This is a genomic window from Arthrobacter sp. FW306-2-2C-D06B, assembly GCF_021789175.1.
Lineage (GTDB): Bacteria > Actinomycetota > Actinomycetes > Actinomycetales > Micrococcaceae > Arthrobacter.
Genome location: NZ_CP084560.1, coordinates 172,043 through 197,527 on the forward strand (window position 1 = coordinate 172,043; position 25,485 = coordinate 197,527).

The 25,485-nt window shown below is 64.4% G+C and carries 18 protein-coding genes; 13 read left to right on the forward strand and 5 right to left on the reverse strand.

Annotated features, from left to right (window positions below):
- Positions 1–93: 93 nt before the first annotated feature.
- Entirely contained in the window at positions 94–978 is an 885-nt protein-coding gene (locus LFT47_RS00840; protein WP_236814198.1) for a LysR family transcriptional regulator, read from the forward strand.
- Between the two features lie 142 nt (positions 979–1,120).
- On the opposite strand, the gene LFT47_RS00845 is transcribed toward LFT47_RS00840, so the two are convergent.
- A complete protein-coding gene (locus tag LFT47_RS00845) occupies positions 1,121–1,822 on the reverse strand; it encodes a FadR/GntR family transcriptional regulator (protein ID WP_236814200.1) in 702 nt (233 codons plus the stop codon).
- Positions 1,823–1,850: 28 nt separating this feature from the next.
- Entirely contained in the window at positions 1,851–2,672 is an 822-nt protein-coding gene (locus LFT47_RS00850; RefSeq protein ID WP_236814202.1) for an alpha/beta fold hydrolase, read from the reverse strand.
- Between the two features lie 119 nt (positions 2,673–2,791).
- Between LFT47_RS00850 and LFT47_RS00855 the strand changes: the two genes are divergently transcribed.
- The 5 genes from LFT47_RS00855 (at position 2,792) to LFT47_RS00875 (ending at position 8,103) form a co-directional block, all read left to right on the forward strand.
- Complete coding sequence (locus tag LFT47_RS00855) at positions 2,792–4,309, forward strand: four-carbon acid sugar kinase family protein (protein ID WP_236814204.1); 1,518 nt, start codon at positions 2,792–2,794, stop codon at positions 4,307–4,309.
- Positions 4,310–4,332: 23 nt separating this feature from the next.
- Positions 4,333–5,232, forward strand: a complete 900-nt coding sequence (locus tag LFT47_RS00860; protein WP_236814206.1) for an NAD(P)-dependent oxidoreductase — start codon at positions 4,333–4,335, stop codon at positions 5,230–5,232.
- A gap of 105 nt (positions 5,233–5,337) precedes the next feature.
- Entirely contained in the window at positions 5,338–6,804 is a 1,467-nt protein-coding gene (locus tag LFT47_RS00865; protein WP_236814208.1) for a GntP family transporter, read from the forward strand.
- A complete protein-coding gene (locus LFT47_RS00870) occupies positions 6,804–7,664 on the forward strand; it encodes a class II fructose-bisphosphate aldolase (protein ID WP_236814210.1) in 861 nt (286 codons plus the stop codon). Before LFT47_RS00865 ends, LFT47_RS00870 begins: the two co-directional genes overlap by 1 nt.
- Before the next feature lie 46 nt (positions 7,665–7,710).
- Complete coding sequence (locus LFT47_RS00875; protein WP_236814212.1) at positions 7,711–8,103, forward strand: DUF1304 domain-containing protein; 393 nt, start codon at positions 7,711–7,713, stop codon at positions 8,101–8,103.
- A 100-nt stretch (positions 8,104–8,203) separates the two neighbouring features.
- Here the strand turns inward: LFT47_RS00875 and LFT47_RS00880 are convergent, their stop codons facing one another.
- Together LFT47_RS00880 and LFT47_RS00885 are read right to left on the reverse strand one after the other, a co-directional pair.
- On the reverse strand, positions 8,204–11,059 hold the full coding sequence (locus tag LFT47_RS00880) for an aminotransferase class I/II-fold pyridoxal phosphate-dependent enzyme (RefSeq protein WP_442863424.1): 2,856 nt from the start codon (positions 11,057–11,059) through the stop codon (positions 8,204–8,206).
- A gap of 216 nt (positions 11,060–11,275) precedes the next feature.
- Entirely contained in the window at positions 11,276–12,277 is a 1,002-nt protein-coding gene (locus tag LFT47_RS00885) for an Lrp/AsnC family transcriptional regulator (RefSeq protein WP_236814214.1), read from the reverse strand.
- A 148-nt stretch (positions 12,278–12,425) separates the two neighbouring features.
- On the opposite strand from LFT47_RS00885, the gene LFT47_RS00890 reads away from it, so the two are divergent.
- The 4 genes from LFT47_RS00890 (at position 12,426) to LFT47_RS00905 (ending at position 16,895) form a co-directional block, all read left to right on the forward strand.
- Positions 12,426–13,844: an MFS transporter gene (locus LFT47_RS00890; protein ID WP_236814216.1), complete on the forward strand. Its 1,419-nt coding sequence runs from the start codon at positions 12,426–12,428 to the stop codon at positions 13,842–13,844.
- Between the two features lie 11 nt (positions 13,845–13,855).
- The gene (locus LFT47_RS00895; RefSeq protein WP_236814218.1) at positions 13,856–15,052 is read left to right on the forward strand and encodes an amidohydrolase; all 1,197 of its coding nucleotides are present in this window, start codon (positions 13,856–13,858) and stop codon (positions 15,050–15,052) included.
- Between the two features lie 143 nt (positions 15,053–15,195).
- Positions 15,196–16,542 (forward strand): acyltransferase family protein, encoded by a 1,347-nt coding sequence (locus LFT47_RS00900; protein WP_236814220.1) that lies wholly within the window; start codon positions 15,196–15,198, stop codon positions 16,540–16,542.
- A complete protein-coding gene (locus LFT47_RS00905; RefSeq protein WP_236814222.1) occupies positions 16,539–16,895 on the forward strand; it encodes a GNAT family N-acetyltransferase in 357 nt (118 codons plus the stop codon). Before LFT47_RS00900 ends, LFT47_RS00905 begins: the two co-directional genes overlap by 4 nt.
- A 249-nt stretch (positions 16,896–17,144) precedes the next feature.
- Here the strand turns inward: LFT47_RS00905 and LFT47_RS00910 are convergent, their stop codons facing one another.
- Entirely contained in the window at positions 17,145–17,609 is a 465-nt protein-coding gene (locus LFT47_RS00910; protein ID WP_236814223.1) for a hypothetical protein, read from the reverse strand.
- A gap of 121 nt (positions 17,610–17,730) precedes the next feature.
- Between LFT47_RS00910 and LFT47_RS00915 the strand changes: the two genes are divergently transcribed.
- From LFT47_RS00915 to LFT47_RS00925, 3 genes are all read left to right on the forward strand, one after another.
- Positions 17,731–20,334, forward strand: a complete 2,604-nt coding sequence (locus LFT47_RS00915) for a SpaH/EbpB family LPXTG-anchored major pilin (RefSeq protein ID WP_236814226.1) — start codon at positions 17,731–17,733, stop codon at positions 20,332–20,334.
- A 232-nt stretch (positions 20,335–20,566) separates the two neighbouring features.
- Positions 20,567–23,950, forward strand: coding sequence for a DUF7927 domain-containing protein (locus tag LFT47_RS00920; protein WP_236814228.1), 3,384 nt, complete (start codon positions 20,567–20,569; stop codon positions 23,948–23,950).
- 44 nt (positions 23,951–23,994) lie between these two features.
- The gene (locus LFT47_RS00925; protein WP_236814230.1) at positions 23,995–25,464 is read left to right on the forward strand and encodes a SpaH/EbpB family LPXTG-anchored major pilin; all 1,470 of its coding nucleotides are present in this window, start codon (positions 23,995–23,997) and stop codon (positions 25,462–25,464) included.
- Positions 25,465–25,485: the final 21 nt, after the last annotated feature.

Sequence of the window (25,485 nt, forward strand, 5' to 3'; positions counted from 1 at the left end):
TTTGTGACTGTCCTCACGATCAACGGTAGACCTCGCGGTCCCGCCACTGAAGTATCTATTTGACGGCCATCGATATCTGTTTAGTCTTGTTCTATGAACCTTCGACGCCTTGAACTGTTCGTCGCAGTGGCTGAGGAATTGCATTTCAATCGCGCGGCCGAGCGCCTGCACATGGCCCAGCCACCCCTTAGTCAGCAGATCCGAAAGCTCGAAGAGGAATGCAAGGTGCAGCTCTTCGTGCGCAATTCGCGCAACGTCCAACTCACCGCCGATGGCGAACTGCTTTTGACGCACGCCAGGAAAGTCCTGAGCCAATACGCGGCCATGGCCTCGGCACTGCGTCAGGCACGAAACGGGGAAATCGGGCGGCTTCGCCTGGGCTTCGTCTCGTCGGCCGCGATTTCAGCAATCCCACCCGTCGTCAGATACCTCCGATCTGAGTGGCCGGGCATCGAGCTTGATCTCAGGGAAGTAACCACGGATGAACAGATGGACCTCATCGCCGCAGGAAACTTGGACGCTGGCATCGCGAGGGAGGTCAGGGCGGGTCCGGGGATATCCCAGACCCTTCTGCGAAATGAACCCCTTGTAGTTGCGGTTGCTTTAGATCATCGGCTGGCCGCCCGCTCCTCGGTAAGTTTGGGAGAATTGGCGGGGGAGAAGTTCATTGCCTTCCCGAGGAGCCGCATTTCGCGGTTGTTCGACCACATCGCAGCGCTACTCCATTCCGCGGACGTCGAGTTCGACATCGCTCAGGAAGCTGTTCAGTTCCCCACAATCCTGGGCCTCGTGGCTGCGAGGCTCGGCGTCGCTGTTGTTCCGGATTCCCTCAAGGCATTTGCTATTCCGGGGCTGACCTACCTGGACATCGAGGACTCGAGTGCGATATCGAAGGTCAGCTTGATCTGCAGTTCGGAGATGTCGGAGTCCCCACTTGTGAGCAAACTCAGGATCGCGTGCCTCGACGCGCTGATCTGAGGGACACTTGGCTTGAAGCAGCCACGCTCCGTGGAAATGGCCCGTATATGTGAGCGGGGGTCCACCCACAACCGTTGATATGTGAGCGGGCGTTCGGGAAACGGCCCTGATATGTGAGCGGGGGTCCCAGGGGATCGGGGCGTTAGGCCTCCAGGACGTACGTCCTGAGATCGTCGAGGGTCTGCTGCATGTGTGCGTCCATCGCCTCGCGGGCTCGGGGCGAGTCGCCGGCTTCGAGGGCTTTCAGGATGGCCCGGTGATGTCCGATCGCGTGCCGCTGGATATCCGGGATTTGCGACGTCTGGGTACGCCGGGCTTCCAGGACGCGGTGCAGGGGTTCGAAAAGCACGGCCACGAAGACGTTGCCGGAAGCATGGAGGATGACATCGTGGAAGCCCAGGTCCGCCTCGACGAACGCGCGCACATCATTGGAATCGTGGGCTTTCTGCATGGCGGACACGTGAACCTGCAGTTGGTCGATTTCCTCGGGGGAGATCCGTGACGCAGCGAGTTCGCAGGCGCCGGTCTCGAGCATGCGGCGCAACTCAATGAGCTGGACGGACGCTGCGGCGTCGTTTTTCCCCTCCGATGCCGCCCGCAAGACAGCTTCGAGGGACGCCCAGCGGTTCAGCGGGTTGACGAACGTTCCCCGGCCGCGCTCCACGCTAAGGATTCGCTGGGCCTCGAGGGTCTTCATGGCCTCGCGGACAGTCATGCGGCTGACTTCATGCTTGGCGCTCAACTCGAGTTCGCCGGGAACCACTGTGCCCGGCGGAAATTCGCCCGCGACGATGCGGTCCAGCAGCTCGTCAGCGACGACGCCGACCAGCGACTTGCGTGCCATGGTGCTCCGTTCCTAGATGTCTGACATCTTACGCTGGCGGCTGCCGGCTTTCGTTCCAAAACGCGCCGAGCGCCAGGGCACAAGCACGCGGCTGCTCCCAATGCACGCTATGTCCGGAGTCGCGGATTGCCACAAGCCTCCGCAGCGGGCTTGCTGCCACGAAGGCTTCCACCTGGTCCAGTGAGCGTAGGCGGTCCCCGACGCCGGCAATCACCAGCGTCGGCGCCGTCACCTTTTCGGGGACATCCGCAGCCACTCCGGCCATCGCCGCGAGGCCGCTGGGGCCGAGGACCTCGAAAGGCAGCTCAAATCCGCGGCTCAGCAAGCGATGGTCTTCGGGGGACAATGTCCCGAACCAGGCGTTCATGCATTTCGCGCGCGTCGCGTCGTCAATGAAGCCTTGCCGTAACTGGGACTCGAGCATTGATTTGAAGCCTTCGTTCGGGGGAGCCGGAACCATGCCGACCAGGGCCACGCTCGCCACCAGCTCCGGATGCGCCGCCGCCAGCGTCAGCGCCACGCTGCCGCCCATTGAATGGCCCACAATGTGGACGGGCGACGCGTGCCGGGCAGCAGCGGCAGCAACGGAATCCGCCGCTGATTCCAGAGTCCACCGGAAGCCCGGAGGCAATGCGTCCCCGCGGTGATACCCGGGCAAATCGACGATCCAGACGATTCGCCCGGTGTCGAGCAGTTCGGTGGCGAGTGGCTCCCAATAGGCGGATGTCGAGGCCCAGCCGTGCAGCAACAGGACGGGAGGCTGGGACGGTTTTCCCGACGTCGTGCTAGCAACCGTTGGAAGGCGCATGTCCACATGTAGCGCCGCGACGGCCGGAGGCTCTGGAAGCATGCGCCAAGCATAGTGACCGCTGACACTTGCACAGCCGAAAGAGGGTGTGTCACACTAGCATTCAAATATTAGATGTCTGACATCTTACATTTACCTTCAAAACCACGATGGAGTGCATAGTGACCCTCGAAGCCGATGTTCTGGCCGCCTTCCCGGCGGAAGTCCAGATCCCCGCTCAGCTGGTTGCCGACGCCGTAGCAGCGTCTTCCACAGCCTCGCCCCGCGTCCTGGTAGTCCTCGACGACGACCCCACGGGCACCCAATCAGTCGCCAACCTGCCGGTACTCACCCGCTGGGAGGTCACCGATTTCACATGGGCGTTCGCTCACATTGCGGAAAGCCGGTCCCAGCCCGCGGTCTACGTGCTGACCAACACGCGCAGCCTGGACCCGGTTGAGGCCGCTGCCCGCAACGAGGAAATCGTGCGCAACGCCCTCGCCGCATCGGGCCAGAACTCTGGCGGCTCCAAGCTTCGCTTGGGGTTCGTCAGCCGCTCCGACTCCACCCTCCGCGGCCACTACCCGCTGGAACCCGACGTCATCGCCGCCACGATCGCCGACGTGACCGGCGAGGCCACCGACGGCGTCGTGATCGTCCCGGCGTTTCCCGACGCCGGTCGCGTCACCATCGGCGGCGTGCACTACATGCGCGGCACCGGGGACAATGCCGGCAAGCTCACCCCGGTTTCCGAGACCGAGTTCGCCAAGGACGCGAGCTTCGGCTTCGCCAACTCCGAGATGGCCAAATATGTGGAGGAAAAGTCGCAGGGCCGCTTCCCGGCCAGCGATGTGATCGTCCTCGACCTCAACATCATCCGCGCCGGCGCGGCCGCCGCGAACGGATCCGCCGGAGATCCCGAGCTCTCGGCCAAGGCCATCGCCGACGCGATCGAACCCGCCACGAACTCCACGCCCATCGTCGTGGACATCGTCACCGAGAACGATTTCCGCGCGCTCGCCCTCGGACTGGAAGAAGCCGAACGCCGCGGCAAGAAACTGCTGTACCGCGTGGGGCCGCCCTTCGTCCGCGCCCGGATCGGCCAGGAAATCCGCGAAGCGCTCAGCGGCGAGGAAGCCTACGAAGGCAACTCCCCCTCCGCGGCTGGCGGCTTGATCGTTGTCGGCTCGCATGTCGGCCTCACCACGCGCCAGCTCAACACCCTGGCGGCCCAGCACAGCGCAGCCCGCATCATTGAGATCGATGTCGAGAAGCTTCTCGCTAGCGGCGCGGAAGCCTACCTGGACGAGACGGTCACCGCCGTCGTCGACGCCCTCCACACGGGCGACGTCATTGTCCACACAAGCCGCCTTCTTATCAAGACCGACGACGCCGCAGCGAGCCTGAAGATTGCCCGCACCGTCTCTGCCGCCGTCGTCGCGATCGTGAACCGGACGCTCAAGACCTTCCCGCCGCGCTTCGTCATCGCCAAGGGCGGCATCACATCGTCGGACGTGGCCGCGCACGGCCTGGAAATCCGCCACGCGATTGTCCGCGGCCCGATGCTGCCCGGCATCGTCTCGCTGTGGGAACCGGTGGACGGACCCGCGAAAGGCATCCCGTACATCGTCTTCGCAGGCAACGTGGGCGACGACGAATCCCTCGCGCAGGTCACGCGCAAACTCAGCGCCACCTTCTAACCCCAAATTCAATGGAGAACACCATGACCAGCAATTACACCGTCGCCGTCCTCGGCCTGGGCGCGATGGGCCTGCCGATGGCCACCCGCCTGGCAACCCGGCTCACCGTCCACGGCTTCGACATCGCCGAACCGCGTCTGAAGCTCGCCGCCGACGCCGGGATCCGCACCTTCGCTTCGGCGCGCGAAGCCTCCGAAGGCGCCGACGCCCTGCTCCTTGCCGTACGCAACGGCGAACAACTCGATGACGTCCTCTTCGGCGAGAACGGCGTCGCCCCTGTGCTCACGCCGGGCGCCGTCGTGATCCTTGGCAGCACCGTCGGTACCGAAGCCATTCCGGACACCGTGGCCCGCCTGGCCGAGTACGGCGTCGAACTCGTTGACGCACCCCTTTCCGGCGGCCCCAAGCGTGCCGGCGAAGGCGATCTCCTGATCGTGGTGGGCGCGACACCGGCCGCCCAGGAAAAGGCCCGGCCGGCGCTGGAACTGCTGGCCTCCACCCTGAGCATCGTGGGTGACAAGCCCGGCGACGGCCAGGCACTCAAGACTGTCAACCAGCTGCTGTGCGGCGTGCACATCGCCGCTGCCGCCGAGGCCATGGCACTCGCGGACGCCCTCGGACTGGACCAGGCGAAGACCCTCGCTGCCCTGGAGGCAGGTGCGGCCGGCTCGTTCATGCTGTCCAACCGCGGCCCCCGCATCCTTGAGGCATACAACGAGGAAGGCGCGGAGGTCCTCAGCCGTTTGGACATCTTCGTCAAGGACATGGGCATCGTCGGCAAGGCCACGCGCGCCGCCGGCCTGGCCGCACCGGTTGCCGCCGCTGCCGAACAGCTCTACCTCCTCGGCCAGGCCCAGGGCCTCGCCGCCGCCGACGATTCCGCCGTCATCAAGGTCGTCGCGCCCACCAGGCGTACCAACTAACCCCTCGCACAACGTGCGACGACGGCGGTCCCCCCTCCGCCGTCGTCCCCGCCTCTCTTCCTGGCCTCGAGTCGAGGCCAGCTCTGTCAAAGGAGACACCCCCCGATGAATCCCCTCATCAATACCTTGGCGGTCCGGGCAGCTGATGCCCCTGCCATCAAGCCCGCCGTGGACCTTGGGACCCCGCTGCTGCTGACCATCGCCGTTGCCGGCGTCGCACTCTTGCTGCTGATGATCATCCGCTTCAAGATCCAGGCCTTCGTCGCATTGCTGGCAGTGAGCATCCTGGTTGCCGTCGCCGCACAGATCCCCTTGGCTGACGTCTTCACCGTGGTGGCCAACGGCGTGGGCGGAACCATGGGCAAAGTCGCATTGCTGATTGCCCTCGGCGCCGTGCTTGGCCGCATGATCGAGGTGTCGGGAGGCGTTCAATCGCTGGCCAACCACTTCACCGCGAAGCTCGGCGCCAATCGAGTCGCAGTGGCACTGACCGCCGTCGGCTTCCTCGTTGCCATTCCCGTGTTCTTCGAAGTGGGCGTCATCGTCCTGGTGCCGATCGTCTACGCCTTCGCGAAGATCGCCAAGCTGCACCCCATCAAGTTCGGCCTTCCCATGGCCGGCATCATGCTCTCCATCCACGTCGCGGTTCCTCCCCACCCGGGCATTGTTGCCGGGGCAGGCGTCATGGGTGCCGACATCGGACTCATCGCGATGATTTCACTCATCATCTGCGTGCCGCTGGGTTTCCTGTCCTACTGGGTCGCCAGCATCATGAACCGCAAGGACTACGAACTGCTTCCGGGCGTCCGTGACCAGATTGAAGAATTCGGCTCGGATTCGCTCGTGCGCGTCGGCCACGACGGTCCCGGTGCCAGCGCAGTCGCCGCGCCGCGTCCGGGCCTGATCATGTTCCTCATCGCCGCCCCGATCGTCCAGATCCTGCTCGGCACAGCCGGTACCCTCCTGATCAACAAGAAGGACTACTGGTACGGCGTCGCATCTTTCGTGGGCAACCCGTTCTTCGCCTTGCTGGTGGCCGTTGCGCTCGCTTTCTTCCTGCTGGCAGTCCGCCGCCAGTGGTCGCTCAAGGAAACCGGCGAGATCTTCGAAGGCGCACTGCCTCCCATCGCCTCGATTCTCATGGTTGTGGCCGCCGGTGGCGTGTTCGGCGGTGTCCTGCAGGTCTCCGGCATCGGCGCGGCACTGTCCCAGACGCTGGATTCCCTGGGCGTGCCGATCATCCTGCTCGGCTTCATCATCTCCCTGGCATTGCGTGCCGCACAGGGTTCGGCCACGGTTGCCATCGTCACCACCACCGGACTCCTCTCGGCCGCCGTGGCGCACGGCGGCTACACCCCCGCGCAGATTGCCGTCATCGTGATCGCGATCGGCTTCGGCGGACTGGGCCTGTCCCATGTGACCGACGCCGGCTTCTGGGTGGTGGTGCGCTACTACGGCCTCACGGTGTCCGACGGGCTCAAGACCTGGACCGTGCTCACGACCATCCTGGGTGTCGCCGGCTTCCTGCTCAGCTATGTCGCCTGGATCCTGGTGGGAGGCCTGGCCCACTGATGCGTGTACGCCTTGACGATCTTGTAGGCTCCGCGCTGGAGCGAGGGGCAGCAGTCCCGGCCTTCACCTGCTACGACTTCACCACCGCCCTGGCCGTGGTGGCCGCTGCGGAGAAGTCCGGACATGGAGTCATCTTGCTGGTGGCACCGAAGACAGCGGCCGCCCCGTTCGGCTTGCGGCTCATCACCGCCCTGCGAGCCTTGGCCGACGACGCCAGCGTGCCGGTCTCGGTGCAGCTGGACCACGCCTCGGATCTGGACGTCATCCGTGATTCCGTGGCCGCCGGTGCCGACGCCGTCCTCGCCGACGGCTCGTCCCTCCCCTTCGAGGAGAACGTGGCCCTGGTCCGTGAAGTCCGCGCCGCGCTGGACGCTCACGGCGCCTCCGACGTCGTCATCGAAGCGGAACTCGGCGGGCTCGACGGCGACGAAGACAAGGCTTTCGGTGCTTCGGCAGGCGTCCATGCCGTAGGCCTGACGGATCCCGGCCAGGTGCAGGAGTTCGTCTCGCGCACCGGCGCCCAGCTGCTGGCCGTGGCTGTCGGAAATGCTCATGGCCGCTACACCGGCGAGCCCAAGCTGCACTGGGACGTGCTGGAGGCCATTGCCTCGCGCACGGAGGTTCCGCTCGTACTCCACGGCGCGTCGGGCATCCCCGCTGCGGACGTCGTCAAGGCCACGTCCATGCGGGTGGGCAAGGTGAACTTCAACACCGAGCTCCGGACCGGCATCCTCGCCACCCTCGAGTCCGAGACCACCGCTCACCGGGCCGACGGCGAGAACCTCCAGGGCCTGCTGGGACGCTGGAGTTCCTCGGCGTCGACGTTCGCTGGAGCAACACTGGACACGCTCAGCCGCTAGGCGCGGCTGGCGAACCCGCGTAACGCAGGGAGGCTACGATCAGCACATGATCGTAGCCTCCCTGATTTTCGCCCTCCTTGCCGGCCTGCTGCACGTCTACATCTTCAGCATGGAGTCCATTACGTGGACCCGTCCGGCCACGTGGAAGCGGTTCAGCGTCGCTTCCCAGTCCGATGCCGAAACCACCAAGCCCCTCGCGTACAACCAGGGTTTCTACAACCTCTTCCTCGCCATCGGGGCGCTCGCCGGGATCGTCTTTGTCGTGCTTGGTCATCCGCAGGTGGGCTGGACCCTCGTCTTCAGTTCGTGCGGCTCCATGCTGCTGGCGGCAATCGTGCTTGCCTTGAGCGGCAAAAAGTACCTCCGCGCCGCGGTCCTTCAGGGCACGACGCCGCTACTCGCCGTCGTGCTCGGCATCCTGGCCGTAGCGCTCGGCTAGGCGCAACCCTCGCTCACGTATGCGGTATTTCCCCCCGACGCTCGCTCACGTATGTGGGATTTTGGGATGATCCTCGCTCACCATTGCCTGTCGAGTCTGGTCACGAGGGTTTGCCCGTCAACACCCTGAATCCCAGTTCCGCATTGAAGCCGTGGATTTCCCGGGTGTCCAGTGCCGACATGAAGGCCAGGATTTCCTCCGTGATCACCTGCCCGGGAACCAGGACAGGGAATCCGGGCGGATAGGGGGTGACGAAGGAGGCAGAGACCATCTCCTCGCCAGCGGCAACCCTTCGCGCAAGTTCGGCCGCACTGAAGTATTCGCAGGATCCGGCCTTGTAGCTCTCGAAGTAGGCTGCGCGCATGTTGCCGTCGGGGGTTTCCGCGTCCTTGCGGAAGCGTTCCGCGAAGCGGCTGAAGTCCGGCAAGGGCGGCGGTGTGCTGGTCAGCGCCGCGACACGCGCACGGCGTGCCCGCTGCCCCAGACCGCTCAGGCCGGATTGCTCGTCTTCGAAGGTTTCGGCCAGCTTGACCAGGACCTCGACGAGGTAGGCAACGGCGCTCCGCGAGGTGCCGATGTTGGTCATGAAGAGAACGCTGTTCCTTGAGGTCTTGTTGACCTGGATCCCGTACTTGTCCATCAGGAAGTCGTGCTTGAAGGTATCTCCGTCCACCCCGGTGAGACCGATGTGCAGGGTCAAACGGCTCGGATCAACAACGAATTCGTCCCGCTCCCAAGCTTCAGACATGGCCGCGAGCCCGTCGCGGAGCGGCATCTGCCGGCTTGTTTCGCGGTACTGCGCAGGGATGAGGTCCCTGGTGCCGAGGATGCGGAAGTACTTCTTCAGCAAGGGATGTCTCGCCACGGCCTGGGCGATGCTGACCGCGAGATCTGCCTGCCGTTGCACGAGCTCATAGCCTTCGAACTCGACCTGCCTCCGCCCCATGTCCAGCGAGGCCAGGATCTGGTAGTTGGGCGACGTGGAGGTGTGCGTCATGTACGCCTCCCGGAAGCTCTCCTCGTTCAACTGGCCGAAGTCCTGGTCATGGATGTGGATCATGGACCCCTGCCGGAGCGACGTCAGGGTCTTGTGGGTCGACTGGGTGGAGTAGACCCGCACCCGAGCCTTCGCCGGATCGGGCACCAGCCGCGTCTTCAGGAGCAGCTCATCGTTGACGTGCCCGACGCCGGGACCCGGGCCGCCGTCGTCGGGCTCGCCGCCCGCTTGGCCAACCTCCGCCCCAAGGTCCCGCAATTGCGCGGCGTGGCGCCGGGCGTAGGCCGGATCCGCGAACTTTGCCTCAAGCGATCGGGCCGAAGCCATGGCAGTTCGACGGCGGTAGATGTGGTGGAAGCCCGCGAATGCGAACCACGCCTCGTCCCACAGGAAGACCAGGTCCGGTTTGATGGCGAGGCACTCTTCCATCACTCGTTCGACGTCGTACACAATCCCGTCGAACGTGCAGTTGGTGAGGGCGAGCATCTTGACCTCGTGGAGCCTGCCGGCGCGGCGGTAATCCAGGAGCATCCGCTTGATGCTTTCCAGGGGAACTGCGCCGTAGAACGAGAAATCGTTCAAGGGGTACGCATCCAAATACGAGACCTGCGCCCCGGCCAGCATGAGGGCGTAGTGGTGCGATTTGTGGCAGTTCCGGTCCACCAAGACAACGTCGCCGGGAGCCAGGATCGATTGGTGCACGATCTTGTTGGCCGTCGACGTTCCGTTGGTGACAAAGAGCGATTTCTGGGCACCAAAAGCCCGGGCAGCCAGCTTCTGGGCCTGCTTAAGCGACCCATGCGGATCCAACAGTGAATCGAGCCCGCCGGAGGTGGCGGAGGTTTCGGCAAGGAGCAGGTTGAGGCCATAGAACTCGCCGAGATCGTTGATCCATTTGGAATGGATGACCGATCCACCACGGGACACCGGCAGGGCATGGAAAACGCCGGCGGGTTTGCGACTGTATTGCTGGACAGCATGGAAGAACGGCGCCTCATACCGTTCCGCGATGCCGGCCAGCAAGGACAAGTGGAGTTCCAGTCCGTCCTGGCGGCGGAATATCCGGCGGAATTGGCGGGTCAAGGAACCGGCGAGTTCTTCGATCCCCACTCCGGCCACCAGGTAGAGATCAAGTTCGGGGCGGAGCTGCCCCAGCCTCTCCGCCAAGCTCAGGATGCGGTCCAACGGTCGCTGGGGCAGCGACTTCCCCAAGAACCTGTCCAGGAAGCTGCGCACATCCCGGCTCAGGCGCTGCCTGCTGTCGGGGACGAATCCAGGCCGCAGCACACAGGCCTGGATGTCCGGGTTGAGCAAGATAGCCACGATGGCGTCCTCGAAGCTCGGCACGAACACGAGCTCGTAGTTGAAGGCGTCGGCGGGGCGGCGCTGGTTGAGCAATTCTGTTTGAAGGGCTTCACGGTCGACGCTGGAGACGTCATCGATCACGAGGACCTCGAACCGCTTGCGTGATTCGGCGGGTTCTTCAACGCGGTCCACTTCGCGTTCGGGGTCCGGTGCGGGTTCCTGGGCGTGTTGGTTGTGGCCGGCAACGCGTCGCGCGACCGGTTCGATGAGGCTTAGCGCCTCAAGGTAGTCCCCGGCATCCAGGACCCGCCGCAATTCCATGACATATTGCTGCCCCGGAGACGCCCAATACATCTCGAGGGATTCCAGCAGTGGCAACAACCTTCGAACCTCGCGCGGCAGTTCCCGCGACTGGCGGGCGCCCCCGGAACGCGACGTGGCGGCAGCCAGCTGTTTGACGGCGTAGCCAAGGAACTCCCAGGCGTCAGCCCGCACCCGCCAGGCGCTGCTGGGGACCTCGCCGCCGGACCCGGAATCGCCGTCGGCGTTTGGCCTCGCCGCCAAACCGAGGCCAAGCGATGCGCCACCGGCAAGGGCGGCTGGAGCGAGGGGAAATGGGGCTGACTGCACTGTCGCGAAATCGGCGCGTGCCACGATGACTCCTTTGTCATGGATTGATAGCACTCTCTACTAAACGCCGCGAGCCGTCGCGGCGCACGGCAAATGTTCGGGTTGCCGTCTGGGTGTCCAGATGGGAGCGGCGCGTCCCGTCATTGGTGAGCGAGCGTTGGGGGATTTGGCGTCATAGGTGAGCGAGCGTTGGGGGATTTGGCGTCATAGGTGAGCGAGCGTTTTTGACGAGGAGGGCAGCTAGCCTTCACGCCACAGCGGCAACGGGACCACGCTGCGGCTGCGTCCTGACTCGTCCAACACGTGCCCGAGGCGTTTGTAGTTTCGCACCACGGCTTGCCGGGAGATCACGGCGCTTCCCGGCGCGCGCTCCGCCAGTTCGCGCTCGTGGCCCTGGACCTCCAGATAGTCGCGGACCCACAGTGTCACGAGCAGATTCTGGGCGCCCAGAACCTGGGCGCTGAGCCTGCAGTTCGGCAGGGCAGCGAAATAGCGCCCGACGGCGTCAACATGGTGGGCGGGCACGTTGAGGATCAGGCTCACTTCCCTGAGTCCTTGCTGGGCGGAAACGGACGTATCGCACCTCAGCGTCATGTAGCCGGACGCGAGGAACCGCTCCACCCGCCGTCGTGCGGTTTGGGGAGAGACGCCGCAGGCGGCTCCCAGTTCCGCCCAACTGGCCCGTCCGTCCTTCGCCAGTTCCTCCAAGAGGGACGCATCCAGCCGGTCGGGGGCGTAGGCCGCCGGGGCAGGCAGGGGATCCGCCGACATGAGCCGGGCCCTCGCCGGTTCAAGGGTGCCGCTGCGCCAGTCCGAAGCCTGCCGGTACAGCTTGGTGACGAAAACGACTTCCCGGTGGGTCACTCCGGGGAGGCCTGCGAAGGAGCCGGTGACGATGTCCATGAGCTCTTTGTGGCTCGAGGCGAAGCAGTCCACGAAGAGATCGTGGGAGCCGGACACCAGCGAAACGGTGCCGAATGCCGGCTCGGCGCAGAGCTTTTGAACCAGGGTTTCGTTCTCGCTTGGAAGTGAAGAAAGGCTAATGAACGCCGACCAGCCAGCACTCAGATATCGCGGACCAGGGGCCGGGGTGATCCAGGCCAGCCCCTGCTCAGCAAGGACGTTCCAGCGGCGCGCGACGGTGGGCCCCGACAAGCCCAGGACATCCCCCAAGCGGCTCCAGTCGGCACGGGGATTGATCTGAAGGGCGTTGACGATCTCAAGATCAATTTCGGAGATCATGGCTGATTCCTTCAAAATTCACGGTTCTCAGAGGATTTCAAACAAATTCCTAGCCAGTGTAGACGGCGGACCTAACGTTGTGACTCGCATCACCCCCGCCCGCATCCCAACGCCCAGGCAAAGAAGCCCCCAACACTCAAGGAAGCACATGGCAAGCAAGACAGCACCTCCAGCGACGGCGGCCGTCGCACGCCGGACCATCACCGGAATGATCGTGGCGATGGCCCTCATCGAATCGCTCAGTGGAGTCACCCAGGGTTACCTCAACCCCATCCTCCCGGCCTTGGGGCCGAGCTTTTCGATCGATGACCCCACCATCAACGGCATTTTCCTGATCTCAAACGTGAGCTTTGCCGTGCTCACACCGATCATCTCGCGGCTCGGCGACAGCTATGGCTACAGGCTCGTGCTCCGCTGGTCGACGGCGGTAGTCGCTGCCGGCGTCCTCATGATGGCGTTGTGGCCCTCGCTGTGGACGGTGACAATCGGCGTCGTGATGCTCACGTGTGTGGTTGGCTTCATCCCGTTGATGATGGGCATCCTGCGGGTGAGCAGCCCGGCGCAGACCCGCACCGGAGTCAGCGTGATGATCGGCATGCTCATGATCATGGTTGGCGCAGGCGGCCTGCTTGCCGGGATCATCGGCGTCGACGATCCCACCCTCGGGTTCTGGGTAGCGGTGCCGTTCGCGGTTGTGGGGCTGCTTTGTTCCTTCGTCCTGCCCGACGCCGGGACCCCCACCCGCGAAGGACTCGCCGTGGTGCCGCTCCTGGCATGTTCCCTCGGACTGATCGGCTTCGTGGTGGCACTGTCGATGGGCCCGGACTGGGGCTGGCTGGACGCCAAGACCATCGGATCCGGAATCATCGGACTCGCGCTGTTGGCCTACTGGGTGGTCCTGGACGCTCGAGGCGTGAACGGGAAGCGCTTCATGGACCTGCGGATGCTCGCCATCCCGCGCATCCGGACGGTCTCGATGGCCACTTTCTTCTTCGGTTTCGCCTCCATCAGCTATTTCGGCACGAACGGGATCTTCCTGTATTCAAACCCGGACAAGACCGGCTACGGCTTCGGGCTCAGCCCGCTCATGATTGCCATCGTCCTGGCCGCCGCATCCGTGCTCTCGCTGCTCGCCTCCCTTCTGACCTCAAAGGCGCTTAGCCTGTTCGGCGAACGCGCTACCTTGGTATTCGCCGGTCTCTTGCTCGCTGGCGGCTTCCTGTCCATGGCAGCTGGGCACGGCTCCCTGGCCGGCTACTGCACCGGCTTCGCCATGTTCAACCTGAGTCTTGGCATGTACCAGGCAGGAACCCGGGCGCTGTCCGTGGAGGGCGTTCCGATGGAGGAAACCTCGACGGCGGCCGGCCTCAACGAACTGGCGCTATCCGTTGGCATTGCGGTGGGCGCCGCCGTCGTGAAGCTCATCTCCTCGTCTTCAGTTCAGTCCGGGCACATCAGCGAGGGCGGCCTCCTGTCGATCTGGATTGCCCTGGCCATCGCGGCCCTGGTTGCTGCGGCAGCAGCCGCCCGTTATCCGAAGCGCCACGCAGCCGCGACAGCCGCATGAAAGCCGCCTCCATGAAAGCCGCCTCCATGGAAACCGCAACGCCCGCCACGACCTCTTCGGCCGCCGTTGAGCGCTCCGTCTCCGCCGCGCTGGAAAGGTGGGAGCCGGAAGTCCTTGGCCTGAGCCACGCGATCCACGCCGATCCGGAGCTCAGCGGGCAGGAATTCCGGGCCGCCAGGCGGGTTAGCGGGCTGCTCCGGAGGGCGGGCTTCGGCTTTGACGGTCCGCAGCCGCTCCTCCCTGCCTCCTTCAGCGCGCGGTTCGGGACCGGTGAACTGGTGGTCGCCCTGTGCGTTGAATACGACGCTTTGCCGACCATTGGCCACGCGTGCGGACACAACGTGAACGCTGCCTGTGCTGTGGGCGCGGCACTCGCGCTCGCCTCCGTCGCCGACGAGCTCGGGATCACTGTCAAGGTCCTCGGCACTCCGGCGGAAGAGACAAGCGGCGGCAAGGTCGATCTCATCGGCGAGGGCTTCTTCGAAGACGTATCCCTGGCGATGATGGCCCATGCCGGCGCCGAGGACGTCATCGGCGGCTCGTCCCTGGCCATGGGTATGTGGGACGTGCTCTATGAAGGGCGCCCCGCGCATGCCGCAGCCGCTCCGTCCGAGGGGGTCAATGCCCTCGACGCGCTCGTGATTGCACAGACGGCCATTGCCTTGGGGCGGCAGCAACTTCCGCCCGGTTCGGTTGTTTCGTTGATCGTGACGGAAGGCGGGAGCGCCGTCAACGTCATACCGGAGCGGGCCCGGGCGAGCGTGGAAATGCGTTCACCGAGCCTCAAGAACCTGCGAACCATCGAGGAACGCGTGCGGCGCTGCCTGGAGGCGGGCGCACTTGCCACCGGGAGCGCCCTCAAGGTCACGCCCATGGGCAATGCCTACGCCGAACTCAGGCAGGATCGGTACCTATCCGAGGCCTACCGGGAAGCGATGTCCGCCCGAGGGAGGGCTGTTGCGTTCAACGAAGATCCAGTAGCTTCCACGGATATGGGCAACGTCTCGCAACTGGTCCCAAGCATTCATCCGCTGCTCGGCTACGACGTGGGCGGCGCCGCCCACCACACCGCCGAGTTTGCTGCCCACGGCTCCTCCGCTTCCGCCGACCGGGCGGTCCTGGACGGCGCCTTCGGCCTGGCCCTGGCGGCGTGCGCGGCGGCCAACGATCCGCGGCAACGGGAACGGCTGCTGAACGTCCGTCGCTAAAGCCGCGACCGTGGGTGCGGTTCCACAGCTGCGTTCCGGAACGCAGCCCCCGGGCCGCACCCACGAATTCTCGCCGGCCGCCCGCTCTGGCTCCGGCCGTCGAGCGGGCGGACAATGATCTCAGCAGTTCGCGAGGGAGCGTAATGGGATTCTCGAGGCAACAAAAGACGTCCGTGGCCATGGCCGCATTGGGCCGCTCACGTGATCCCGTGATCGATCTCGCCCGGTTCTTCTGCCTCATCCTGGTGGTGCTCTCGCATTGCATGATGGTCAGCCCGGTTCTACACCCGGACGGCACCGTCACCACCGAAAACACGCTCATGGAGCAGCACTGGTTCGAACCCGTCCTGTGGGTGTTCCAAGTGATGCCGCTGTTCTTCGTCCTTGGCGGCATCACGGGACTGGAATCGTGGCGTCGCCTGCGTGCGCGCGGCGGCTCCGGCGTCGACTATGCGCAACTGCGGCTCTTACGCCTCATCCGTCCGGCAACGGCGCTACTGGCCTCGATGTTCGTGGGGCTGTGGGCCGCGCGGCTACTTGGCGTGGACCCGGAAGTGGTCCAGCTCATCGCGACTGGGGCGGGCATGCCCTTGTGGTTCCTGGCTGCGTACCTCGCCACTCAATTGAGCGTCCCCTTGCTGGCCAGGCTGCACGGACATGCCCCGTGGTTGACCCTCGGCGGGCTCGTGGCCGCCGTGATCACCCTTGACTCCCTGCGCGGGGCGTTTCCGATGCTCGCTTTCGTCAACATGCTCTTTGTGTGGTGCGCGGTCCAGCAATTCGGCTTCTTCATTGCCGATGGCATCTTCGCTGGACGCAGCCGGGGCTGGTTCGCGGGGTTGATCGTCGGCAGCAACCTGCTGTTGGGCTTCGTGACAGGGATCGGGGTCTACTCAGGAAACATGATCGTGGACCTGAATCCGCCCAACTTCTGCATGCTGCTACTGGGACTGTCCCAGGCGGCAACGCTCCAATTGCTGCGCCCCGCCCTTGCCTGGGTGGCTGGGGTGCGCTGGATCCGTTGGGTCGTGGCCGTGGCGGGCCGGCGGTCCATGACGGTCTATCTGTGGCATTTGCCGCTGCTCGCAGCCATGGCGGGGCTGCTTCTCCTCACAGACTTCCCCAAGCCAGAGGCCGGTACCGCCGCATGGTGGTGGGCCCGCCCGCTGGTGTTGCTGGGCGTCCTCGTGCTTCTCGTCCCGGTCCTGCTGCTGTGCGGCAGGCTTGAAGAGCGCCCGACGGCGGCCAGCCACGCGCGCGGCAGGACGCATGTCGCGGTGGTGACTGCCGGCGTCGTGGTCTTCATTCCGGTGGTGGACGCCGCCTTCAACGGACTCACGCTGACCCTTCTCGGTGGGGGAGCGGCGTGCTTTGCGCTGGGAGTGTTACTGCTGGGACGGGTGCCGGCCGGAGTCCTTTCCGCAGCGGTTCCCGACGGCCCTGCCGTCCCATTGCCAGAGCCCGGTTTACGTGCGAATCTCGACTCATGACTGAGTTCACGGATTCAACCGCAGAGTCGTTCAGCCCGGACGTGACAACGGTCAGGAACGACAAATTCCACCGCTACGAGCTTCTGGTTGACGGTGAAGTAGCCGTGATCTCGCAGTTTATGGACAAACCCGGCCACATCGACTTTCTCCACACAGAGACGCGCCCGCAGTTCAAAGGCCGCGGGCTGGCCAAGGTCCTGGCGCACTTTGCCTTGGACGACGTCGTCGCCTCCGGCAAGCGGATCATTCCGCATTGCCCGTTCATTGCGGCCTATCTGCGCAAGCATGAGGGCTACGAGCTCGACGTTGATTGGCCACCGGAACCGCCGGTGGGGGAACCGGACAACGAGTAGTCATTCGGCCGGCTGTGCTGCTCCAGCACCCAGGGCGCGTGCCTGTGTGCATGGCAAAGGCAATGGCATACGGCGCACCCTGCGTGGACCCCGTCCCTGCAATCAAGGGTCAGGTAGAACACCTTGGACTTTCCGTCGCGGGCTCGCGGAGTGCGTTGAATCATCTGAACTTCCCGTCGACTGCAATGAGTGTCGTGTCACTAATGAGTGGGTGCGGACGCGGGATCGTGACGCAGTTTTGCTTAAGATCTATTGTTTGAGGGCCACAATGGCGTCGTGTTCGTCGCGGATTACCCGGCCGCGGGACATGGCCGTGACTCCCATGGCGCTGATAAGTTCGCCTCCGTGCCGGTGATCGGAGGCACTGACCAGATACGAAAAGCTCAACATTGTTGATTCCCCGGCGCGCAACGTTCCGATGCGCAAGTCCTTGTCGAGGGGCCTCGACGTGTAATCAAGGCTCTCCATTCCTTCGTTGGTGAAGGAGCGAAGGATGAGGCACACATTGTGGAGTTGGCCCATGGAATCATTGATGATCCATGCGCTGAATATAATGGTCTCCCCCTGGGCCGCCACCGACTTGTCTGCCCCGTAAACGAGGACAATATTCCCGACATCTTTCTTTCGGGAGAGCGGTCCTGGGTGGAGTGCGGGAACTTCACGCCCGGCTGTGGCTTCTTGTGGTGGGCGGCGAAGACGGCGGAGCCAGTTCATGTCAGTTGAGTGTGGTCCGGGCCGGAATCGTGTTGCCATGGGTCAAACTCGCCGCCGCCGAATAACCGGGTCGGCGTAAGATTCAAGTCACATGCAATTTCGGCTGTCACACTGGGTTGCTATGGGGCAGGTTTCAGAGGACGGTTCGACTGGCGGAGACGCATCGTTGGATGTCGGGCACAGCGACCCTCACATCATGGCCATGGTGCGTGACGGTGATGCTTCCGCCTTCGATGAGCTGTTCCGGCGACACGTGGCAGCTGCCCAATTTGTTGCCCGCGCCCAGACGGACAATGTCAGCGACGCCGACGACGTTGTGTCCGAGGCGTTTGCTTCGATTTTCCAGGCCCTCACCGAGGGCAAGGGACCGGACCAGTTCTTTCGATCCTATCTTTTGACTGCAGTGCGGCGAATTGCCTACGACCGGAACCGGAAGGCCAGGCGTACTCAAGTCGTCGGCGACGTCGACGTCCTGGATACCGTTGCCATGGACGCGGACACCGTTCTAGACGCTTTTGAGTCCACCACCATGGCCAAGGCGTTCAGATCGCTTCCGGAACGCTGGCAGGCGGCCCTCTGGCACGTGGACATCGAAGGCCTGAAACCTGCCGCTGCCGCACCCTTCATCGGATTGAGCCCCAACGGCGTCTCGTCGCTCGTGATCCGGGCGCGAGAGGGGCTCCGGCAGGCCTACTTGCAAAACCACGTGACGGTGGTGAGCGACGACTCATGCGCTGAATTTTCGAGCCAGCTCGGAAAGTACGCCCGCGACGGCCTGAAGCGCGCGTCGCGGGAAAAGGTCAGGGCACACCTGGAAGAGTGTCCGAAGTGCACGGCTGTGCTGGTGGAACTCAACGATGTCCAGGCAGGCATGAGGGCGCTTGTTTTCCCCTTGGTTGTCGGGGTGGTCTTCACACCGGCAGCGGCCGCCGGATTCCTCCCCGGAACCGCAATGCTGGAGACCCTTCTTTCTGGAGGGGTTCTCCCGGAGCCGTTCCTTCCCGAGCAGTTCGTTACGGGAGGGGCCGAACCGGCCGCCGCCGAACTGCGGTCGGTGGGGGGATTTTGGAAGATCGCAGTCGCCGCGCTGGTCCTTGGAGGCCTCGTGATTGCAGGCATCCTCATGTGGCTTGGACAGACTAGCCCGGCGCCCATCGCTGAAGCCGATGTTCCGAGCATCGCTCCGTCAGCCCCGCAGTCCGCGCCGGAACGTGCCCCGACGGCACCCCCGCCAAGCCCGGTGCCGACGCCGGACCCGCCCGCCATAGCGGTGCCGCGACCCCTTGCGCCCGTGCCCATCGCTCCCGAAGCGGCTCCTATGCCGCAGGCGACGGTAAGGGTGGCTGATCCCGGAACCGGCATCACGACACCCATTCCGCGGACGGGTTCCCTGACGATCCATAAGTATGAGAAGCCGGCGACGCCGACCGGCTTGCCTCACGACGGAATGGCCCTGACTGCGGCCCAGTTGGAGGGAATGACACCTATGGCGGGGGTGACGTTCACGGTGCAGAAGGTCAACAACATTGACCTGACGACGAATGCGGGCTGGGCTGCGGCGGCCGCCTTGACTCCGGCGCAGGCCGCGGCGCAGGCGGCCACTCCGGGCTCCACGGCCACGACCGATGCGAGCGGAACAGCGACCCTGGGGAACCTTCCGCTGGGCCTGTATCTGGTGACGGAGACCGGTTACCCGGCGGGCGTGACTCCTTCGGCCCCGTTCCTGGTGACTCTTCCCATGACCGACCCCGCGGGCGGGAACGGCTGGATCTATGACGTGAACGTCTACCCCAAGAACGCCGTGACCACCGCGACGAAGACCGTGAATGATGCGTCGGTGGTCAAACTCGGCGACAACGTGCAGTGGACCATCACGTCAGATATCCCCAACGTCAATCCGATCGATGGGTACCGGATTGTCGACAAGCTCGATTCGAAGCTGAGCTACGCGAACTCGGCGGTGGCGCTCTCGAACAACGCGGCACTGGTGTTGGACACCGATTACACGGTCGTGTTCGATACGGCCTCGAACACGCTCATGATCGACTTCACCGCGAGCGGCCGGGCCATCTTGGCTGCGAACCCCACGGCCAAGGTCCTGGTGACGGTGAACTCCACCGTCAGTACGGTCGGTGAGATCGCGAACACGGCTCTTGTCTACCCGAACGCGGCCAGCTTCGCCATCACTCCGGGCCAGCCCGGCGGTCCCGTCCTCACTCCTCCCGTAAGCACCACCAAGTGGGGCGACATCGTGCTGCACAAGAAGGATTCCCAGAGCTCCGCGGCCCTGTCCGGTGCCGTGTTCTCGGTCTACCCGAGCCGGGCCGATGCCCTGGCCGGCACCAAAGCGATCAGCGTCGGAGGGGTCAGTTCCTGGACCACCGATGCCAGCGGCAACCTGGTGATCTCCGGACTGCGCTACTCCAACTGGGCCAACGGAAAACCCGTGGGTCCGGGCCAGCCCGGCTACCAGAGCTACTGGCTTGTGGAGACCAAGGCCCCGGCCGGCTACGAGCTTCTCGCCCAGCCGGTCGAGACAGCGGTCACCAGCAACGATCCCTCCGCCGTGACGGTGACGATCGGGAACATCAAGCAGAACACCGGATTCCAGCTGCCACTCACGGGTGCGGGAACCTGGCCCCTGACCGCCGGCGGGATCCTCGTGCTGGCAGGAGCAGGCCTGTTCATGGCCACCGGCCGCCGGAAGCCGGCCGAAGCCAAATAGGCGGCTGCGGGCCGCCCGGGACATGACCAAGGGATCTCACGCTCCGAAAATAGATTCCAATTTTCGCGTCACGATCTACGAGTTGCACCCACTGTTCCAGTGGGTGGCCGTTTCTCCCCCACTTCATTCAAAAAATTGAACCCGTTTTCTGCGACACGAACCGCCGGAAGCGCGCACTTGATGGCTAGAGACCACCTGCGTGCCCGCTCCCGAAAGTGAAGCAAGAAAGCCTATGAAGCAGTCCCTTCCAGCCAAGCTACTGGCAATTCTCCTCACCACAACGATTGTCGGCCTTGGCTTGGGCGGCACCCTGCTTTCACCCGCATATGCGACGACGCCGGGAACCCCGGGAGTGCCTCAGGCGGGTACGCCGGTTTACACCGAAGACTTCAGCAGTCAGGATGCTTCGGCGGCTGCCATCAACATCCTGAACTACACCGGCGGTGCGGCAGCCGCGTTCTCGACGTACACGGCGGACCCGCAATGGACGCCGGCTGGAAACCAGTGCAACGGCTGGATCATGAGTTGGACCACGCCCAACCCTCCGGCCTCAGACGCTGGTTGCCAGCGCAACCTCGGCACGACGTGGCCCTCGCTACGGAGCATGGCCCAAGCGCTCGGCGTAGCGCAGGGGCAGAGCCCGGCGCAAGCACAAACGAATCAGGCTCTGACGGAGTACACGAATGCCTTGAGCGGTTCCATCACAGCCGGCACGGAATTCCGCACAGTGAAGACCATTCCCGCGATCGCCGGGCACTACTACGCCGTGTCGGCCTATTTCGCGGCTGTGAACTGTCCTGCCCAGGGCGGCGCCAGTCAACCTCAGGAGACGTTCAGTCTTCTCGTGAACGGCACTCCGATCGTGCTGAGCTCCGGGCTGAACCCATGCACCAGTTCCACTGACTGGTCGACTCAGGTGACCAAATTGCAGTCAGCGGCGTACATGATTCCGACCGGAACGACCGCGAACCTCGGGCTGTCTCTGTACAACGCCCAGACCAGTGGCTCGGGTAACGACGTGGCGTTCGACCTGCCCCAGATCGTCGACGTGACCCCGCAGTTGGACAAGTCGTTCAGTCCTGCGCTCATTGCCCCCGGCCAGGCCTCCACCGTGACGCTCACCGTGACCAATACCAGCGACCTGAAGGCGAAGAACGACTGGAGCATCACCGATACGCTGCCCGCCGGCGTCGTGATCGCCCCTAACCCCGCGATCGGCGGAACGTGTGCCCAGGTGACCGGTGCCGCATTCGTCAAAACGGGAGCCGCCGGATCGAACACCTTCACGGCCACGGGCGGTGATCTTGCCGTAGGGCAGGCATCCTGCACCATCACGTTCAATGTGACGGCAGCTGGAGAGGGGACGTATGTCAACGGTCCCGCGAACATCGTGACCAACCTCAACCCGCCCGCGAACGCCACTCTTACCGTCCGGGCGCCGCGGATCACCTTGACCAAGGCCCTCGGAGCACCGCGTCAGGCGGCAACGGACCAGTTCGCCGTGCAGATCCGCACCGGCGGGGCGGCAGGCGCGGTGGTTAACAACACGACCAACTCGACCACGACAGGTACGGGATCGTCAGTAACTGCGGGAACCGGCACCACCGGCGCCTACGTGGCCACCGCTGGAACCGCGTATACCCTGACCGAAGCGGCCGCCGGTACGGCCAACCTTGCGAACTATGCCGGCACCATTACCTGTACGGACTCGTTCAGCCTGCAGACCGGTTTGCCCGTCGGTGCAGCGTTCAGCGGTTCGCTGGCCATCACCCCGGTGGCCGGGGCGAACATTACCTGCACCCTGTCAAACACCGCCCAGCCGATCATCAACGTAGCCAAGCAGCCCGGCACGGTCACCGGTCCGGATGCGAACGGCAACTTTGTCGCCAACTACACCGTCACCGTGGCCAACACCGGCTCGGTGGCCGGGACCTACGGCACCCTGGCCGACACTCCGGCGTTCGCCCCGAACCTGGCTGCAACGAGTGCTGCTTGGACGACTACCGGGAGCGGTGCTCCTGCTGGTGGGTCGTCGTCGACCGCCGGTCCTTACACCCTGGCTCCGGCGGGTTCTGCCATCGGTCCAGGGGTCACGCAGACCTTCAACCTCGCGGTGACGTTCCACTACACCAACACCACTCCATTGCCGGCGTGCGCCGGCCCGGGGACAGGTCTGTTCAACTCGGTTGCGTTGCCGGCTGGCCAGGAGCAGGGCCCGACGACGGACAACTCCGCCTGTGACTCCCTGACGCCCAATCTGGTGGCCTCCAAAAACGTGGATCCGGTGGCCGGGACCATGGTCCAGCCCGGGCAGGTTCTGAGCTACTCGCTGTCCTTTGACAACACCACCGGCACCGCCCCGGCTGCAGTCAGTTACACCGACTGGCTCGCGGACGTTCTGGATGCCTCGACTCTCGTAGCCAACTCCATCACCACGACGGCCACGAGCGGGACTCCCTTGGTTGTCACGAACAACTCGGGGGCAGCGCCGAGAACCCTGGCCGTCACGGGCACCGTCGCTGCCGGCGCGAAGAGCGTCGTCACGTATCAGGTGAAGGTCAATAGCGCCGGCAATCTGGGTGATGCTTCGCTCGAGAACTACCTGACACCATCAACCACCATCACTCCGCCAACGAGCTGCCCGGCCGGAAGTGCCACCTGCACGGTCAATCCCGTGGGCGTGTGGACCCTGGGCAAGACAGCATCCCCTGCTTCCGGAACCTCCATCAACCCGGGCGATCCAAGCGCAAACAGGGTGATCACGTATACGGTGACCGCCACCAACTCCACCGCCAATCCCATCACCGGTGTCATCCTCACCGATGACCTGAGCCAGGTACTGAACAACGCCACGTTCACCGCCGGGTCCGCGAATCTGACCGTCAATGGCAGTACACCCCTCGCAGTCCCGGATCCGGGTACCGGCAGCACGTTGGCGACTCCTTCATTCACTCTGCCCGGCAACAGCACGGCAGTGTTGACCTACTCGGTGACGGTCAACGCGAATGCATGGCTCGTCACCGTGAAGAACGGGGCAACCGGCAACGGGATCGTCCCTCCGGCACGATGCGTCACCGGAGGCTCGGCGCCACTTGACCCTGCATGTTTCACCACGAATCCGACTACCGGCCACCTGTTCGTGCAAAAGGCAGGACCCGGGACAACCCAGGGTTCCACCGTCCCGCTGACCGGCTCGACCTTTGAGATCCACAACGATGCTGCAGGGCAAATGGGTCCCACCGTCGTCGGAGTGAACAGCCCAGTATCGGGGTCACCCGGACTGGTCGAGGTCAGGAATTTGCTTCCTGGGACCTACTGGCTGCTCGAAACCAAAGCCCCGGTCGGCTACTCGCTTCTGGCCACCCCCGTGAAGTTCACCATTGCGCCGAACGGCAGCATCGCCTTGGACCCGGCCACCGCAGGAACGTCAGTAACAGCAAACAACCGGACCATCACTGTTCTGGATATGGCGTCCGTCAAGCTTCCATTCGCCGGTGGGCCAGGCACTGCCGGCATCTTCGGCGGAACGGTTCTCGGGATCCTCGCGCTCATGACTTCCCTCGCCCTCATCGTCTTCAGGCGAGCGAACAAGACCCCACAAACCCAAACTCCTTAGCGCAGCTCCGCGCAAATCAATGGGGGAAACAAGAAAGGAACACGATGAAATCATCGAAGGTGAGGCGCGGCATAAGAGCCTCTCTGGCCGCAATAGCCTCAGCTGGGATGCTCGCCCTCGGAGCCGGAGGTGCACACGCGGCGAACACCGCGAACATCGATCCGTCCAAGACAGGTTCGTTGACAATCCATAAGTACGAGAAGCCGGCGACGCCGACGAACCTGCCCAACGATGGAACGGCACTGACCCCGGCCCAGACCGCGGCACTGACCCCGATGGCCGGGGTGACGTTCACGGTGCAGAAGGTCAACAACATTGACCTGACGACCAACGCCGGCTGGACTGCCGCGGCAGCCTTGACGCCGGCCCAGGCCGCGGCGCAGGCGGCCACCCCGGGCTCCACGACCACGACGGACGCGAGCGGAACGGCGAGCCTGGGGAACCTTCCGCTGGGCCTGTATCTGGTGACGGAGACCGGCTATCCTGCCGGTATCACTCCCTCGGCCCCGTTCCTGGTGACCCTTCCAATGACGGACCCCGCGGGCGGGAACGGCTGGCTGTATGACGTGAACGTCTACCCCAAGAACGCCGTGACTACAGCGACGAAGACCGTGAACGACGCCTCCGCGATCAAGCTCGGTGACGCGGTAACGTGGACCATCACGTCCGACATTCCCAACGTCAACCCGATCGATGGGTACCGGATTGTCGATAAGCTCGATTCGAAGCTGAGCTACACCAGCTCGACAGTTGCGCTTTCGAACAACGCGGCACTGGTGTTGAACACCGATTACACGGTCGCGTTCGATACGGCCACGAATACCCTCACGGTCGACTTCACCGCCACCGGCCGGGCCGTGCTCGCGGCCAACCCCACGGCCAAGGTCCTGGTCACAGTGAACACCACCGTCAGTACGGTCGGTGAGATCGCGAACACGGCTCTTGTCTACCCGAACGCGGCCAGCTTCGCCATCACTCCGGGCCAGCCCAACGGTCCGGTCGTCACTCCTCCAGTTATTACCAAGTGGGGCGACATCGTGCTGCACAAGAAGGATTCCCAGAGCTCCGCGGCCCTGGCCGGCGCCGTGTTCTCGGTCTACCCGACCCAGGCCGACGCCCTGGCCGGCACGAACGCGATCAGCGTCGGAGGGGTCAGTTCCTGGACCACCGATGCCAGCGGCAACCTGGTGATCTCCGGACTGCGCTACTCCAACTGGGCCAACGGGGCAACAGTGACCCCGGGCCAGCCCGGCTACCAGAGCTACTGGCTTGTGGAGACCAAGGCCCCGTCCGGCTACGAGCTGCTCGCCCAGCCGGTCGAGACCACGGTCACCAGCAACGACCCGTCAGTGGTCACAGTGACGATCAACAACGTCCCGCATAACGCCGGGTTCCAGCTGCCCCTCACCGGTGGTGTGGGAACCTGGGCCCTGACCGCCGGAGGGATCCTCGTGCTGGCAGGCGCCGGTCTCTTCATGGTCACCGGCCGACGGAAGCGCAACGAGGCAAAGTAAACACCCCTCGCTGACCCGCAT

What these genes read in the sequence shown, in the direction of transcription:
- LFT47_RS00840 (WP_236814198.1), top strand. Translation starts at nt 94, where the DNA reads ATGAACCTTCGACGCCTTGAACTGTTCGTCGCAGTGGCTGAGGAATTG.
- LFT47_RS00845 (WP_236814200.1), bottom strand. Translation starts at nt 1,822, where the DNA reads ATGGCACGCAAGTCGCTGGTCGGCGTCGTCGCTGACGAGCTGCTGGAC.
- LFT47_RS00850 (WP_236814202.1), bottom strand. Translation starts at nt 2,672, where the DNA reads ATGCTTCCAGAGCCTCCGGCCGTCGCGGCGCTACATGTGGACATGCGC.
- LFT47_RS00860 (WP_236814206.1), top strand. Translation starts at nt 4,333, where the DNA reads ATGACCAGCAATTACACCGTCGCCGTCCTCGGCCTGGGCGCGATGGGC.
- LFT47_RS00865 (WP_236814208.1), top strand. Translation starts at nt 5,338, where the DNA reads ATGAATCCCCTCATCAATACCTTGGCGGTCCGGGCAGCTGATGCCCCT.
- LFT47_RS00870 (WP_236814210.1), top strand. Translation starts at nt 6,804, where the DNA reads ATGCGTGTACGCCTTGACGATCTTGTAGGCTCCGCGCTGGAGCGAGGG.
- LFT47_RS00875 (WP_236814212.1), top strand. Translation starts at nt 7,711, where the DNA reads ATGATCGTAGCCTCCCTGATTTTCGCCCTCCTTGCCGGCCTGCTGCAC.
- LFT47_RS00885 (WP_236814214.1), bottom strand. Translation starts at nt 12,277, where the DNA reads ATGATCTCCGAAATTGATCTTGAGATCGTCAACGCCCTTCAGATCAAT.
- LFT47_RS00890 (WP_236814216.1), top strand. Translation starts at nt 12,426, where the DNA reads ATGGCAAGCAAGACAGCACCTCCAGCGACGGCGGCCGTCGCACGCCGG.
- LFT47_RS00895 (WP_236814218.1), top strand. Translation starts at nt 13,856, where the DNA reads ATGAAAGCCGCCTCCATGGAAACCGCAACGCCCGCCACGACCTCTTCG.
- LFT47_RS00900 (WP_236814220.1), top strand. Translation starts at nt 15,196, where the DNA reads ATGGGATTCTCGAGGCAACAAAAGACGTCCGTGGCCATGGCCGCATTG.
- LFT47_RS00905 (WP_236814222.1), top strand. Translation starts at nt 16,539, where the DNA reads ATGACTGAGTTCACGGATTCAACCGCAGAGTCGTTCAGCCCGGACGTG.
- LFT47_RS00910 (WP_236814223.1), bottom strand. Translation starts at nt 17,609, where the DNA reads ATGAACTGGCTCCGCCGTCTTCGCCGCCCACCACAAGAAGCCACAGCC.
- LFT47_RS00915 (WP_236814226.1), top strand. Translation starts at nt 17,731, where the DNA reads ATGGGGCAGGTTTCAGAGGACGGTTCGACTGGCGGAGACGCATCGTTG.
- LFT47_RS00920 (WP_236814228.1), top strand. Translation starts at nt 20,567, where the DNA reads ATGAAGCAGTCCCTTCCAGCCAAGCTACTGGCAATTCTCCTCACCACA.
- LFT47_RS00925 (WP_236814230.1), top strand. Translation starts at nt 23,995, where the DNA reads ATGAAATCATCGAAGGTGAGGCGCGGCATAAGAGCCTCTCTGGCCGCA.